12 protein-coding genes are annotated in these 13,956 nt (G+C 57.0%); 8 read left to right on the forward strand and 4 right to left on the reverse strand.

The window, feature by feature from the left end:
• Positions 1-136 precede the first annotated feature (136 nt).
• Together LBF07_RS10895 and metB are read right to left on the reverse strand one after the other, a co-directional pair.
• Positions 137-2,569, reverse strand: coding sequence for a bifunctional aspartate kinase/homoserine dehydrogenase II (locus tag LBF07_RS10895; protein WP_033146932.1), 2,433 nt, complete (start codon positions 2,567-2,569; stop codon positions 137-139).
• Between the two features lie 2 nt (positions 2,570-2,571).
• A complete protein-coding gene (gene metB, locus LBF07_RS10900) occupies positions 2,572-3,732 on the reverse strand; it encodes a cystathionine gamma-synthase (protein WP_048978884.1) in 1,161 nt (386 codons plus the stop codon).
• A 276-nt stretch (positions 3,733-4,008) separates the two neighbouring features.
• On the opposite strand from metB, the gene metJ reads away from it, so the two are divergent.
• The gene (gene metJ, locus LBF07_RS10905; protein ID WP_007369220.1) at positions 4,009-4,326 is read left to right on the forward strand and encodes a met regulon transcriptional regulator MetJ; all 318 of its coding nucleotides are present in this window, start codon (positions 4,009-4,011) and stop codon (positions 4,324-4,326) included.
• A gap of 48 nt (positions 4,327-4,374) precedes the next feature.
• Here metJ and rpmE read toward each other — a convergent pair whose 3' ends face one another.
• Positions 4,375-4,587 (reverse strand): 50S ribosomal protein L31, encoded by a 213-nt coding sequence (gene rpmE, locus LBF07_RS10910; protein ID WP_003862040.1) that lies wholly within the window; start codon positions 4,585-4,587, stop codon positions 4,375-4,377.
• Positions 4,588-4,787: 200 nt separating this feature from the next.
• Between rpmE and priA the strand changes: the two genes are divergently transcribed.
• From priA to rraA, 7 genes are all read left to right on the forward strand, one after another.
• Positions 4,788-6,983 carry a primosomal protein N' gene (gene priA / locus LBF07_RS10915; protein ID WP_112778132.1) on the forward strand — a complete coding sequence of 732 codons (2,196 nt, stop codon included), beginning with the start codon at positions 4,788-4,790 and terminating at the stop codon, positions 6,981-6,983.
• A gap of 119 nt (positions 6,984-7,102) precedes the next feature.
• Positions 7,103-8,128, forward strand: a complete 1,026-nt coding sequence (gene cytR, locus LBF07_RS10920) for a DNA-binding transcriptional regulator CytR (RefSeq protein ID WP_023309683.1) — start codon at positions 7,103-7,105, stop codon at positions 8,126-8,128.
• Between the two features lie 93 nt (positions 8,129-8,221).
• On the forward strand, positions 8,222-9,220 hold the full coding sequence (gene ftsN, locus LBF07_RS10925; RefSeq protein WP_058841957.1) for a cell division protein FtsN: 999 nt from the start codon (positions 8,222-8,224) through the stop codon (positions 9,218-9,220).
• 94 nt (positions 9,221-9,314) lie between these two features.
• Positions 9,315-9,845: an ATP-dependent protease subunit HslV gene (gene hslV, locus LBF07_RS10930; protein WP_008501802.1), complete on the forward strand. Its 531-nt coding sequence runs from the start codon at positions 9,315-9,317 to the stop codon at positions 9,843-9,845.
• 9 nt (positions 9,846-9,854) lie between these two features.
• Positions 9,855-11,189 carry an HslU--HslV peptidase ATPase subunit gene (gene hslU / locus LBF07_RS10935; RefSeq protein ID WP_023309685.1) on the forward strand — a complete coding sequence of 445 codons (1,335 nt, stop codon included), beginning with the start codon at positions 9,855-9,857 and terminating at the stop codon, positions 11,187-11,189.
• A gap of 68 nt (positions 11,190-11,257) precedes the next feature.
• On the forward strand, positions 11,258-12,178 hold the full coding sequence (menA, locus tag LBF07_RS10940; RefSeq protein ID WP_069303426.1) for a 1,4-dihydroxy-2-naphthoate polyprenyltransferase: 921 nt from the start codon (positions 11,258-11,260) through the stop codon (positions 12,176-12,178).
• A 92-nt stretch (positions 12,179-12,270) separates the two neighbouring features.
• Positions 12,271-12,756 carry a ribonuclease E activity regulator RraA gene (gene rraA, locus LBF07_RS10945; RefSeq protein WP_032662736.1) on the forward strand — a complete coding sequence of 162 codons (486 nt, stop codon included), beginning with the start codon at positions 12,271-12,273 and terminating at the stop codon, positions 12,754-12,756.
• Between the two features lie 585 nt (positions 12,757-13,341).
• Here the strand turns inward: rraA and zapB are convergent.
• Positions 13,342-13,581 carry a septal ring assembly protein ZapB gene (gene zapB, locus LBF07_RS10950; protein ID WP_010436935.1) on the reverse strand — a complete coding sequence of 80 codons (240 nt, stop codon included), beginning with the start codon at positions 13,579-13,581 and terminating at the stop codon, positions 13,342-13,344.
• Positions 13,582-13,956: the final 375 nt, after the last annotated feature.

Below are 13,956 nucleotides of genomic sequence, written 5' to 3' on the forward strand. Positions count from 1 at the left end.
GAGGGACGTCAACATAAATAATCAACAATAACGGTGAGGTTTGCTCAGGGAATATGAGGGAAATTCAGGATGAGGGTGAGTGCGGTCTGATGCCCTCACCCTAACCCTCTCCCACAGGGAGAGGGAAATTCAGGCTTTACAGCAGCTTAGCCAGACGGTTGATGTCGGACTGAATGGCTCCAGCGGTGACATCACGACCCGCGCCAGGGCCGCGGATCACCAGCGGGTTATCGCGGTACCAGCGGCTTTCGATGGCGAAGACGTTATCGCACGGCAGCAGCGCCGCCAGCGGATGTTCAGGACGCACCGCCTCGACGCCGACTCGCGCTTTTCCGTTGGCCTCGAAACGCGCCACATAGCGCAGTACCAGCCCCATCTCGTTCGCCGCTTCCAGACGCTGTACCATCTGCTCGTTAAGCTCTTCACCATTTTCAAAGAAATGATCCACAGAACCTTCTTCACAGCCGGCAGGCACCAGCGATTCGACGCGTACGGAATCCGGTTCGATGTCATAACCGGCTTCACGCGCCAGGATCACCAGCTTACGCATCACGTCTTTGCCGGAAAGGTCAACGCGCGGATCGGGCTCGGTTAAGCCCTGCTGCCACGCCTGATCCACCAGGTCAGTGAACGGTACGGTGCCGTCAAACTGCAGGAACAGCCAGGAGAGCGTGCCGGAGAAGATACCGCTCAGCGCCAGAATGCTGTCGCCGCTTTCAATCAGGTCACGCACGGTGTGGTTAACCGGCAGGCCAGCCCCAACGGTGGCGTTATAGAGCCAGTGGCGCCCTGTTTTTTCAAACGCATCGTGGATCTGGCGGTATTTATCGGTGCTGCTTGCCCCCGCCAGCTTGTTCGCACTGATGACGTGGAAACCGTGGCTGGCGAAATCCAGATACTGATCCGCAAGCTGTTCGCTGGCGGTAACGTCCAGCACCACCAGATCGTCATACGGGTGTGCGCGCATCCAGAGGAACAGCGACTCTTCATCCTGCTCTACCGCTTCATCATTAAAGAACGCAAGCGCGCGGCTGGCGTCCAGCCCTTCGTAGTTCAGGAGGCTGCGGCGGCTGTCCACCACGCCCGCGAGAATGAATTCAAATCCGGTACGCGCCGAGAGCGTGACCTGCTCGCGGGCGAACAGCTCCAGCCAGCGAGAGCCGATGTTGCCTTTACCAAACAGCACCAGACCGATGCGCTTTTCCGCGCGGAACAGGGAGGTATGCAGGCCCTGAATCAGGCTCTCGGTTGGGCCTTTACGCAGGACGGCGACCAGGCTGATGCCCTCTTCCGACTGCCAGGTGAATTCCACCGGCTGGCCTTTCAGCTGCTGCCAGAAGCGGTGGCAATGCAGCGGGTTACGGGTGACGCCCGCGCCCACCATCGCCACCAGCGCCAGCCCCTGACGCAGGCGAAGCTCGCCCGGCAGGCCCGCTTCATCCAGAATTTTCAGCGCGCTGTCCGCCACTTCCGCGGTATAGCAGAACTGCAGCAGTTGGCGATCGTTATGCACGCCAACGGCCAGCGGACGCACCTGGGCGCGTTTGAGGATCGTGTCGATATCTTTATGCGCCAGCTTGAAGTCCTGGCCCGCAGGCACCTGGAACTCAATCAGGCAGATGTCGTCGTGGCTGGTGACAATACGCGCCCCGGTACCGGACGCCAGCACGCGCTCAATGCGCGTGGAACCTTGATCCGGGGTGTAACTGCAGCGCAGCTGGAGGTCGATATCGCTGCCGGAAACCGGCTGCAGCGTGCGCGCGTGCAGTACCGGCGCGGCCAGACGCGCCAGCTCGCTGGCTTCGTCGAGACGCAGCAGCGGCAGCAGGCAGGCATCTTTTACTTTGCGCGGGTCCGCGCTGTACACGCCGGCCACGTCGCTCCAGATGGTGACGCGAGACACGCCCGCCAGGGCACCAATTTGCGTTGCCGAGTAGTCCGAACCGTTACGGCCCAGCAGCACGGTTTCGCCCGCGTTGCTGCGGCTGATAAAGCCGGTGACGACAATACGTTTGCCCGGGTGCTGCACCAGCAGCTGTTGCAGCAGCGGGTAGGACAACCCTTCATCCACCTGCGGCTGCGCGGCGCGTTCGGCACGCAGGAAATCACGTGCGTCGAGCCAGGCCGCTTCCACACCCAGGTGTTGCAGCACGGCGGCCATCAGGCGCGCGGACCACACTTCACCGTGGCCCACCACTTCGGCATACACCGCGTCGGTAATTCCGCTGTCCAGCAGGGCAGCCAGACGCTCAAGGTCATGCGTAAAGGCGCTGATCAGCCCGTCCGCCACGTCCGCAGGCAGCAGGCCGGCAATCAGCTCGCTCTGGTAACGGCGTAAGGACTGTTGCACCTGATGCGCAGAAAGGCGATCGGTCTGGCTCAGTTTCAGCCAGCTAATCAACTGGTTGGTGGTGCTGCCCGCCGCCGAGACAACCATCATGTCACCCGGCTGTGAATATTCCGTCATGATCCCTGCAACGCGCAGGTAACATTTCACATCAGCAAGACTACTACCACCAAACTTGTGCAGTTGACGACCCTTCGCCCCTGCCTGCGCTATCACACTCATGATTACCCCTTGGCTGCGATCCGGAAGGCATTTTCCAGATCGGCAATTAAATCTTCAGAATCTTCAATGCCGGTTGAGATACGCAGCAGCGTCTCAGAAATTCCGGCGGCGGCACGAGCTTCCGGTGCCATACCTGCGTGCGTCATGGTCGCGGCGTGGGAGATCAAGCTTTCAACCCCACCTAAGGATTCCGCCAGCGTAAACAATGACAGCCCGCCCAGGAAGCGACGCAGCGTTTGCTCGTCACCGTCCAGTTCAAAACTTAACATCGCGCCAAACCCTTTCTGCTGACGCGCGGCAATCTCGTGCCCCTGATTTTCCGGCAGCGACGGGTGATAAAGCTTTTTCACCAGCGGCTGGGTTTTCAGGAAATCGACAATCGCCTGGGCATTGCGCTGCGCCACGTCCATGCGCGGCGACAGCGTGCGGATGCCGCGCAACAGCAGATAGCTGTCGAAGGCCCCCGCGGTGACGCCAATATTATTGGCCCACCATGCCAGTTCGGTGACAACGTCGGGATCTTTAGCAATCACCACGCCCGCCACCACATCAGAATGGCCGTTCAGATATTTAGTGCATGAATGCAATACCAGATCGGCACCCAGTGCGAGTGGGTTCTGAAGGGCCGGACTGAGGAACGTATTATCCACTACACTTATCGCTCCCGCATCCCTTGCGAGCTGACAAATTTTCGCAATATCGACAACGCGCAACAATGGATTGCTTGGACTTTCCACCAGAACCAGCTTCGGCTTCTCTGCCAGGGCCTGTTTCAGCGCCTGTTCGTCGTTTTGATCGACAAACAGCACGCGATAGCAGCCGCGTTTCGCCAGGCTGTCAAACAGGCGATAGCTGCCGCCGTAGCAGTCGTGCGGCGCAACCAGCAGATCGCCCGGTTTCAGGAACACCGTGGTCACCAGGTGAATGGCGGACATCCCCGTATTGGTTAATACTGCACCTGCGCCACCTTCCAGCTCGGCCAGCGCGCGCTGGGTCACGTCACGCGTAGGGTTGCCACGACGCGAATAATCATGCGCGCGGGGTTCATTAAATCCGGTGAAATTATAGGTACTGGAAAGATGAATCGGCGGGACAACGCAGCCGTACTGCTCGTCATCATTTAATCCGCTACGCACTGCAATAGTGGCCTGTTTACGCGTCATGGTGAGGGCTTCCTGGCGAATGAGGTGAAAAGTCAGGCACCAGAGTAAACACTGAAAGTATGGACGTCAATACATCTGGACATCTAAACTTCTTTGCGTATAGATTGAGCAATGCGCAAATAGCCGTTAAAATTATATGCTTTAGTGCACGCTGCAGCGGCAATATCCGTGCCACGGTATCGTCTCTACGGTAAACTAGACAAGATTGCGGTTCAAAACGGGTGGTTACAGGTTTTGCACCTTTAAATAAATGACTGAGAGGATTAAAGGTATCTCATGGCTGAATGGAGCGGCGAATATATCAGCCCATACGCTGAGCACGGTAAGAAGAGTGAGCAAGTAAAGAAAATTACGGTTTCCATTCCTCTGAAGGTGTTGAAGATCCTCACCGATGAACGTACGCGTCGTCAGGTGAATAACCTGCGCCACGCGACCAACAGCGAACTGCTGTGCGAAGCGTTTCTGCATGCGTTTACCGGTCAACCGTTGCCGAACGATGAAGATCTGCGCAAAGAGCGCAGTGATGAAATCCCGGAAGAGGCGAAGGTGATCATGCGTGAACTGGGTATTGACCCGGATACGTGGGAATACTGAGAAGCGGATACAAAAAAGGCACCTTGCGGTGCCTTTTTTTCGGGAAACTTATTTAGCGCCCGGGATGCTGAAACGCTTGTTGAAGCGGTCAACACGGCCACCGGTTGCAACGTCACGCTGCTTACCAGTGTAGAACGGGTGGCATTTGCCGCACACGTCCAGGTTCAGATCGTGACCCACGGTAGAGCGGATCTGGATAGAGTTACCGCAAGAACAGTTTGCAGTAATCATTTCGTATTTCGGGTGAATATCTTTTTTCATGGGAGAACCTCAGTTAAGGCCGCGTCGCTCTTCCAGCCCTAACGCCAGACACCACGCGATGTTGATTGTAAGTTCTTTGGCGTAAAGTACACCAAAGGCGGCGAATCATACAGAATTTGACCAACGTATGCAAACTGATCCGCACGCCGCTTTTACTAATGTGTATACTAACGCGCCACTTTTCAAGTCAGGAAGATTCGATGCCCGTCGCTCACGTTGCCCTGCCCGTTCCGCTTCCCCGCACCTTTGACTACCTGCTGCCCGACAGCATGAGCGCCAAAGCGGGTTGCCGCGTGACCGTGCCGTTTGGCAAACAGCAGCGCGTGGGGATTGTTGTCTCCGTCAGCGATCAAAGTGAACTGCCGCTCAATGAACTGAAGTCGGTCGTTGAGGTGCTGGACAGCGAGCCCGTTTACTCCACCAGCACCTGGCGACTGCTGCTGTGGGCGGCAGATTATTATCATCACCCGATTGGCGACGTCCTGTTCCATGCCCTGCCAATCATGCTGCGCCAGGGCAAAAGCGCCAGCCATGCGCCGATGTGGTACTGGTTTGCCACCGAGCAGGGCCAGGCGGTGGACATCAACAGCCTGAAGCGATCGCAGAAACAGCAGCAGGCGCTGGCGGCGCTGCGTCAGGGAAAAATCTGGCGACATCAGGTCGACGAGCTTGAGGTCAGCGAAACGGCGCTACAGGCCTTAAGAAAGAAAGGGCTGAGCGAACTGGCCAGCGAAGCCCCCGCTCTTTACGACTGGCGGGAGAGTTTCTCCGTTTCAGGGGATCGCCTGCGTCTGAATACCGAGCAGGCCACCGCCGTGGGCGCGATTCATAGCGCCTCCGATCATTTCTCTGCCTGGCTGCTGGCGGGAGTCACCGGTTCCGGCAAGACCGAGGTCTACCTGAGCGTGCTGGAAAACGTGCTCGCGCAGGGCAAACAGGCGCTGGTGATGGTGCCGGAAATTGGCCTGACGCCGCAAACCATCGCCCGATTCCGCGAGCGCTTTAACGCGCCGGTTGAGGTGCTGCACTCCGGCCTGAACGACAGCGAACGCCTCAGCGCCTGGCTGAAAGCCAAAAACGGCGAAGCGGCGATTGTGATCGGCACCCGCTCGTCGCTGTTTACGCCGTTTAAAAATCTTGGCGTTATCGTGATCGACGAAGAGCACGACAGCTCCTATAAACAGCAGGAAGGCTGGCGCTATCACGCCCGCGATCTGGCGGTCTATCGCGCGCACAGTGAGCAGATTCCCATTATTCTCGGCTCCGCCACGCCTGCGCTCGAAACGCTGCACAACGTGCGCCAGCGTAAGTACCACATGCTGCGCCTGACGCGTCGGGCGGGGAATGCCCGTCCGGCCATTCAGCACGTGCTGGATCTGAAAGGTCAGCAGGTTCAGGCCGGGCTTGCGCCTGCATTGATTACCCGCATGCGCCAGCACCTGCAGGCGGGGAACCAGGTCATTCTGTTTCTGAACCGCCGCGGATTCGCCCCCGCCCTGCTTTGCCACGACTGCGGCTGGATTGCCGAGTGCCCGCGCTGCGACCACTACTATACCTTCCACCAGGCCCAGCGGCATTTGCGCTGCCACCACTGCGACAGCCAGCGCCCGGTGCCGCGCCAGTGCCCGTCGTGTGGCTCAACGCATATCGTGCCGGTCGGTCTGGGGACGGAACAGCTGGAACAGGCGCTTGGCCCCTTCTTCCCGGACGTGCCTATTTCGCGTATCGACCGGGACACCACCAGCCGCAAGGGCGCGCTGGAACAGCAGCTGGCGGAAGTGCATCGCGGCGGCGCGCGCATCCTGATTGGCACCCAGATGCTGGCCAAAGGCCACCACTTCCCGGACGTGACGCTTGTCGCCCTACTGGACGTGGACGGCGCGCTGTTCTCGGCAGATTTCCGCTCAGCCGAGCGCTTCGCCCAGCTATATACCCAGGTGGCAGGGCGTGCCGGTCGCGCCGGTAAACAGGGCGAAGTGGTGTTGCAAACGCACCATCCTGAGCACCCGCTGCTGCAAACCCTGCTGCATAAAGGCTATGACGCCTTTGCCGAGCAGGCGCTGGCCGAACGCCAGACCATGCAGCTGCCGCCGTGGACCAGCCACGTCATCATCCGCGCGGAAGATCACAACAACCAGCAGGCACCGCTTTTCCTGCAGCAGCTGAGAAACCTCCTGCAGGCCAGCCCGCTGGTGGATAATCAGCTGTGGATCCTGGGCCCGGTGCCGGCACTCGCACCAAAACGCGGCGGACGTTTCCGCTGGCAAATCTTACTTCAGCACCCTTCACGCGTTCGCCTGCAGCATATCGTCAGCGGCACGCTGGCGCTCATCAACACGCTGCCGGAAGCGCGAAAAGTGAAGTGGATACTGGACGTCGATCCCATTGAAGGCTGAAGACGGATCGAAAAATTTAACGCTCCTCACACTTTTTATGAAAATTCTGTAACCGATTCCATTAACTATCTGTAAAAATGGTGATGTCAGAAGTTCGGTGTTCAGGCGAGGAGAAGACGTTGAAGTCCAGGAAAGAGGTTGCACCGGCGACCATGAAAGACGTTGCCCAGAAAGCACAAGTCTCTACGGCAACGGTATCCCGCGCATTAATGAACCCGGATAAAGTCTCCCAGGCGACCCGTAACCGGGTAGAGCAGGCTGCGCTTGAAGTGGGTTATTTCCCACAGGCGATGGGGCGTAACGTTAAACGCAATGAGTCGCGCACCATTCTGGTGATTGTGCCGGATATCTGCGACCCCTTCTTCAGCGAGATTATCCGCGGTATTGAAGTCACCGCAGCGGAACAGGGTTACCTGGTGCTGATTGGCGACTGCGCTCATCAGAACCAGCAGGAAAAAACCTTCATCGATCTCATTATCACCAAGCAGATCGACGGCATGCTGCTGCTTGGCTCCCGCCTGCCGTTTGATGCCAGCATTGAAGAGCAGCGTAATTTACCGCCGATGGTGATGGCCAACGAGTTTGCGCCGGAGCTGGAGCTGCCGACGGTCCACATTGATAACCTCACCGCCGCGTTCAACGCCGTAAACTATCTCCAGGAGCTGGGGCATAAGCGCATTGGCTGTATTGCCGGGCCTGAAGAGATGCCGCTGTGTCACTATCGCTTGCAGGGCTACGTTCAGGCGCTGCGCCGTACCGGCGTCACCGTCGATCCGCACTACATTGCGCGCGGTGACTTTACCTTCGCCGCGGGTGGACAAGCGCTTGAGAAACTTCTGGACCTGCCTGAACCGCCAACCGCCGTATTTTGTCACAGCGACGTGATGGCGCTGGGCGCATTGTCGTACGCCAAACGCCGCGGCCTTCGCATACCGAAAGATTTATCGATCATCGGATTCGACAATATTTCGCTTTCAGAATTTTGCGATCCGCCACTCTCAACGGTCGCTCAGCCGCGCTACCAAATCGGCCGCGAAGCGATGCTCCTTCTGCTGGATCAGCTTCACGGTCAAACAGTTAGCAGCGGCTCGCGGTTGCTGGACTGCGAACTGATTGTCCGCGGCACTACCCAGGCATTGACTTAAAGTAAACGTCTTTCGGATACCCTTATCTGGTCAAAGCCCCGCCGCTTAAGTAACATGGCGGACTGACGAACGAATAAATACAGCGAAACGATAGTGGCACAACGAGATTATGTACGTCGCGGCCAGCCGGCACCTTCGCGACGCAAAAAGAGTAGCTCAAGGAAAAAGCAACGTAACCTGCCTGCTGTCTCGCCAGCAATGGTCGCTATTGCTGCGGCTGTAGTCGTCGCCTTTATTGGTGGCCTGTACTTCATCACGCACCATAAAAAAGAAGAGTCTGAGGCGCTTCAGGCCAGTAAAGTTGCCGGAAATGGCCTTCCTCCGAAGCCTGAAGAGCGCTGGCGCTATATCAAAGAGCTGGAAAGCCGTCAGCCCGGGGTGCGTGCGCCAACCGAACCTTCTGCGGGTGGTGAAGTGCAGAATGCGAATCAGCTGACGGATGAACAGCGTCAGCTGCTGGCCCAAATGCAGGCCGATATGCGCCAGCAGCCTACGCAGCTGAACGAAGTACCGTGGAATGAGCAGACGCCGGCACAGCGCCAGCAAACGCTGCAGCGACGTCAGGCGCAACAGCAGATCCAGCAGCAGCAACAACAGCAGCAGTGGGCGCAAACCCAGCCGGTGCAGCAGCCGAAAGCACAGCCGCGGGTAACGGAACAGCCATACCAGCAGCCGACGCGTACGGCGCAGTCTCAGCCTGTCCAGCAGCAGCCGAAAACGCAGCCGCAGAAACAGGCGGCTCAGCCGTATCAGGATCTGCTCCAGACGCCAGCGCATACCACCGCGCAGCAGCCGAAAACGCAGCAGGCCGCGCCGGTGACCAAAGAGACCGAAGCGCCGAAGCAGACGGCTGAGAAAAAAGACGAGCGCCGCTGGATGGTACAGTGCGGTTCGTTCAAAGGCGCAGAGCAGGCGGAAACGGTACGTGCTCAGCTGGCCTTTGAAGGGTTTGATTCGCGTATTACCACCAATAACGGCTGGAATCGCGTGGTGATTGGTCCGGTCAAAGGCAAAGAAAATGCCGATGGCACCATTTCGCGGTTGAAAATCGCTGGCCACACAAACTGCATTCGACTCGCCTCCGGGGGTTGAAACCCCCAAAATCCCCCCCATCTATCATTTAATTCAGCCCTGAGCACAGGCTCAGGGCTTCTGTTTCCCGATTCTGTAACCAGGGGGTCTGCTCGTGACAACAATAGTAAGTGTACGCCGTAACGGCCATGTGGTAATCGCCGGTGATGGCCAGGCCACGCTGGGTAATACCGTCATGAAAGGCAACGTGAAGAAAGTGCGCCGCCTCTACAACGACAAAGTGATCGCCGGTTTTGCTGGCGGCACGGCGGACGCCTTCACGCTGTTTGAACTGTTTGAACGCAAACTGGAAATGCACCAGGGTCATCTGGTGAAAGCTGCCGTTGAGCTGGCGAAAGACTGGCGTACCGACCGCATGCTGCGCAAGCTCGAAGCGCTGCTGGCCGTGGCCGATGAAACCGCCTCGCTGATCATCACCGGTAACGGTGACGTCATTCAGCCGGAAAATGATCTTATTGCCATCGGCTCTGGCGGCCCTTATGCCCAGGCTGCAGCCCGCGCGCTGTTGGAAAATACCGACATGAACGCGCGTGATATCGCGGTGAAGGCGTTGGATATTGCAGGTGATATCTGCATTTATACCAACCACAACCACACCATCGAAGAATTGACCTCCAAAGCGTAAGGATCTCCCATGTCTGAAATGACCCCACGCGAAATTGTCAGCGAACTGAACAAACACATTATCGGCCAGGATAACGCCAAGCGTTCCGTGGCTATCGCCCTGCGTAACCGCTGGCGTCGTATGCAGCTTGATGAAGAGCTGCGCCACGAAGTGACGCCGAAAAACATTCTGATGATCGGCCCGACCGGCGTCGGTAAAACCGAAATCGCCCGTCGTCTGGCGAAGCTGGCTAACGCGCCGTTCATCAAAGTGGAAGCCACCAAGTTCACCGAAGTGGGCTATGTGGGTAAAGAAGTGGACTCCATCATCCGCGATCTGACCGACTCGGCGATCAAGATGGTGCGCGTCCAGGCGATCGAGAAAAACCGCTATCGCGCGGAAGAGATGGCCGAAGAGCGCATTCTCGACGTGCTGATCCCACCGGCAAAAAACAACTGGGGCCAGGCAGAGCAGCAGGCGGAACCTTCCGCGGCGCGCCAGGCATTCCGCAAAAAACTGCGTGAAGGCCAGCTGGACGACAAAGAGATTGAGATCGATCTCGCTGCCGCGCCAATGGGTGTGGAAATCATGGCGCCTCCGGGCATGGAAGAGATGACCAGCCAGCTCCAGTCCATGTTCCAGAACCTGGGCGGCCAGAAGCAGAAAGCGCGTAAGCTGAAAATCAAAGACGCGATGAAGCTGCTGATTGAAGAAGAAGCGGCGAAGCTGGTAAACCCGGAAGAGCTGAAGCAGGACGCTATCGACGCGGTTGAGCAGCACGGTATCGTGTTTATCGACGAAATCGACAAAATTTGTAAGCGCGGCGGCAACAGCTCCGGCCCGGACGTGTCCCGCGAAGGCGTTCAGCGCGACCTGCTGCCGCTGGTTGAAGGCTGCACAGTCTCCACCAAGCACGGCATGGTGAAAACGGACCACATCCTGTTTATCGCTTCAGGGGCGTTCCAGGTTGCCAGCCCGTCGGATCTGATCCCCGAACTGCAGGGGCGTCTGCCTATCCGCGTTGAGCTGCAGGCGCTTACTACCGAAGATTTCGAACGTATCCTGACCGAGCCAAACGCCTCTGCTACCGTACAGTACAAAGCGCTGATGGCGACCGAAGGCGTGAACCTCGAGTTCACCGAAGACGGTATCAAGCGTATTGCCCAAGCCGCATGGCAGGTCAACGAAACCACCGAGAACATCGGTGCGCGTCGCCTGCATACCGTGCTTGAACGCCTGGTAGAAGATATCTCTTATGACGCGAGCGACCTTAACGGCCAAACCGTTACCATTGACGCAGAATATGTGAGTAAACATCTGGATGCGTTAGTGGCAGATGAAGATCTGAGCCGTTTTATCCTATAATCGCGGTTACTGGATTCTCATCACGTTTAATGGGGGCTAATGCCCCCATTTTTATTGGCTAAATACTTATGACTGACATCAGCCGTACTCAGGCGTGGCTCGAAAGTCTGCGCCCTAAAACGCTTCCTCTGGCCTTTGCCGCGATTATCGTCGGTACCGCCCTTGCCTGGTGGCAGGGTTATTTTGAGCCGCTGGTCGCCGCGCTGGCACTGATTACCGCCGGCCTGCTGCAAATTCTCTCTAATCTCGCCAACGACTACGGCGACGCGGTAAAAGGCAGCGACAAGCCGGACCGCATAGGTCCACTGCGCGGAATGCAGAAAGGGGTGATTACCCAGGCGCAGATGAAACGCGCGCTGATTATCACCGTAGCGCTGATCTGCGTATCCGGCCTTGCGCTGGTGACGGTGGCGTCTAAGACCACCAGCGATTTCATTGGCTTCCTGGTGCTGGGTTTACTGGCCATTATCGCGGCCATCACCTACACCGTCGGCACGCGTCCTTACGGTTATATTGGGCTCGGGGATATCTCCGTACTGGTGTTCTTCGGCTGGCTGAGCGTGATGGGAAGCTGGTACCTGCAGGCGCATACGGTGATCCCTGCCCTGTTCCTGCCCGCGACCGCCTGCGGTCTGCTGGCGACGGCGGTGCTCAACATCAACAACCTGCGCGATATCGACAGCGATCGCGAGAACGGCAAAAACACTCTGGCGGTTCGTCTGGGGCCGGTCAATGCGCGCCGCTATCACGCCTGTCTGCTCATTGGCGCGCTGGTTTGCCTGGCGCTGTTTAACCTGATTTCCTTGCAGAGCCTGTGGGGCTGGCTGTTTGTGCTTGCCGCGCCGCTGCTGATTAAGCAGGCCCGCTTTGTGATGCGTGAACTCAGCCCGTCCGCCATGCCGCCGATGCTGGAACGCACGGTAAAAGGCGCGTTGCTGACTAACCTGTTGTTCGTCATCGGGATTGTTTTAAGCCAGACGCTGCGTTAGCTGACAAATATCAATTAACAATTGATGATTTTGCCAACAACGCATTTCGCACGATATACTGAACACATTCGCAGCAACTGAGCGTTAAACCTATGAAATACGATACCTCCGAGCTTTGTGACATCTACCAGGAAGATGTCAACGTCGTTGAACCGCTGTTCTCCAACTTTGGTGGGAGGTCGTCGTTTGGCGGTCAAATCGTCACGGTGAAATGTTTCGAGGACAACGGGTTGCTGTACGATCTGCTCGAACAGAATGGCCGCGGCCGCGTTCTTGTGGTCGACGGCGGCGGTTCCGTGCGCCGTGCATTAATTGATGCTGAACTGGCCGGCATTGCCGTTCAGAATGAGTGGGAAGGCCTTGTGGTGTATGGTTCCGTACGTCAGGTGGACGATCTGGAAGACCTGGATATCGGGATTCAGGCCATCGCTGCCATACCGGTAGGGGCGGCGGGTGACGGCATCGGCGAAAGCGACGTGCGCGTCAATTTCGGCGGCGTGACCTTCTTCTCCGGGGACCATCTCTACGCCGATAATACCGGCATTATCCTGTCGGAAGATGCGCTGGATATCGAGTAGTTAAAAGTCAGCGAGAACCATAAAAAAACCGCCAACAGCAATGTGGCGGTTTTTTTGTCCCCTCAGGATTCGCGGTCCGTTGGGAAGTTTTGCAGACTAACACCAGGGAGTTTCATCATACTCTCGTCCAAACCTTGGGCAACCCCTCAGAACCTTTATAAAATCCTAATTGTCTATGAATACCTTAACTCCACGGTTGATGCTCATTATGATGAAGCGTCCCTTTCCGCCATCTCGCAAATGGGCATCGGTCCAGGGAAAGGTGTATTCACTACCGTAAAGCAGGCTAATACCAGGGCTTGTGTCCACCGACTTATCACCGGTGGTGAACGGTGGAGCGGTTAGCTGCAGGGACCGCATAATGAAACGCTATTTATGTATCGCGTTCATTGTCGCCAGCGTACTCGTTGTAAAGAGTGATGAACCGAATGTGTTCGTTGCTTTTGCTATGACAGCGCAGGACAAGTAGCGTTAAGGCCGCCTTTGGCGGCCTTTTTTATGGTGAGCCCCGGCTGACATCAAATCATAAAAAAGCCGGGTGGCGGCTTCGCCTTACCCGGCCTGTTCAATTCATCCCGTAGGGAATTAGACCTCTTCCATACGTCCCAGCAGCGCCTGCAGGCGATCCTGCCAGCCGTTCTGCTGTTCGCGCAGCTGGTTGTTTTCGCGCTCCAGTTCTTCGCGGCCGTGCTGAGCGTTCTGAACTTCCTGCGCCAGGCTGTTGTTCTTTTCTTTCAGCTCTTCAATTTCCATCTGCAGCAGGGTGATGGTGTCAATCGCCTGCTGTACTTTCGATTCCAGTTTCTCAAACACTTCTAAAGACATGATGCTACCTCTCCTGAATTGCAAGGCGACGCTTTAACATAAACGCGCACGACATATACCGTCGATTGTATGGAGCGCGGCGCTCTGTGTCCAGCGACACACCGCGCAGATCGCGGTTTGCAACACTTTTAGGTCTGGTCCTGGTGTGTTCGCATCATATATCCCTAAATTGTTAACTGATTCGTTAATGAAATGATTCAGCTCACATTCCTGTACTGATCCTGTACTGATGCAAAAATGTGCTTTATGGCGCGAAAACGCTCATTTTATTGACACAGACCACACATTTTGATTTCGATATTTCTCGTTTTTGCTCGTTAACGATAAATTAACACTATGTCTACAGGGCATCGTGGCTGTCACGGGCGGCCATGC

Source organism: Enterobacter cloacae complex sp. ECL352 (assembly GCF_020149545.1).
GTDB classification, from domain to species: domain Bacteria; phylum Pseudomonadota; class Gammaproteobacteria; order Enterobacterales; family Enterobacteriaceae; genus Enterobacter; species Enterobacter asburiae_B.

Coding starts and splice junctions, on each gene's coding strand:
- priA (WP_112778132.1), top strand. CDS start 4,788: ATGCCCGTCGCTCACGTTGCCCTGCCCGTTCCGCTTCCCCGCACCTTT.
- rraA (WP_032662736.1), top strand. CDS start 12,271: ATGAAATACGATACCTCCGAGCTTTGTGACATCTACCAGGAAGATGTC.
- metB (WP_048978884.1), bottom strand. CDS start 3,732: ATGACGCGTAAACAGGCCACTATTGCAGTGCGTAGCGGATTAAATGAT.
- hslU (WP_023309685.1), top strand. CDS start 9,855: ATGTCTGAAATGACCCCACGCGAAATTGTCAGCGAACTGAACAAACAC.
- metJ (WP_007369220.1), top strand. CDS start 4,009: ATGGCTGAATGGAGCGGCGAATATATCAGCCCATACGCTGAGCACGGT.
- menA (WP_069303426.1), top strand. CDS start 11,258: ATGACTGACATCAGCCGTACTCAGGCGTGGCTCGAAAGTCTGCGCCCT.
- rpmE (WP_003862040.1), bottom strand. CDS start 4,587: ATGAAAAAAGATATTCACCCGAAATACGAAATGATTACTGCAAACTGT.
- zapB (WP_010436935.1), bottom strand. CDS start 13,581: ATGTCTTTAGAAGTGTTTGAGAAACTGGAATCGAAAGTACAGCAGGCG.
- LBF07_RS10895 (WP_033146932.1), bottom strand. CDS start 2,569: ATGAGTGTGATAGCGCAGGCAGGGGCGAAGGGTCGTCAACTGCACAAG.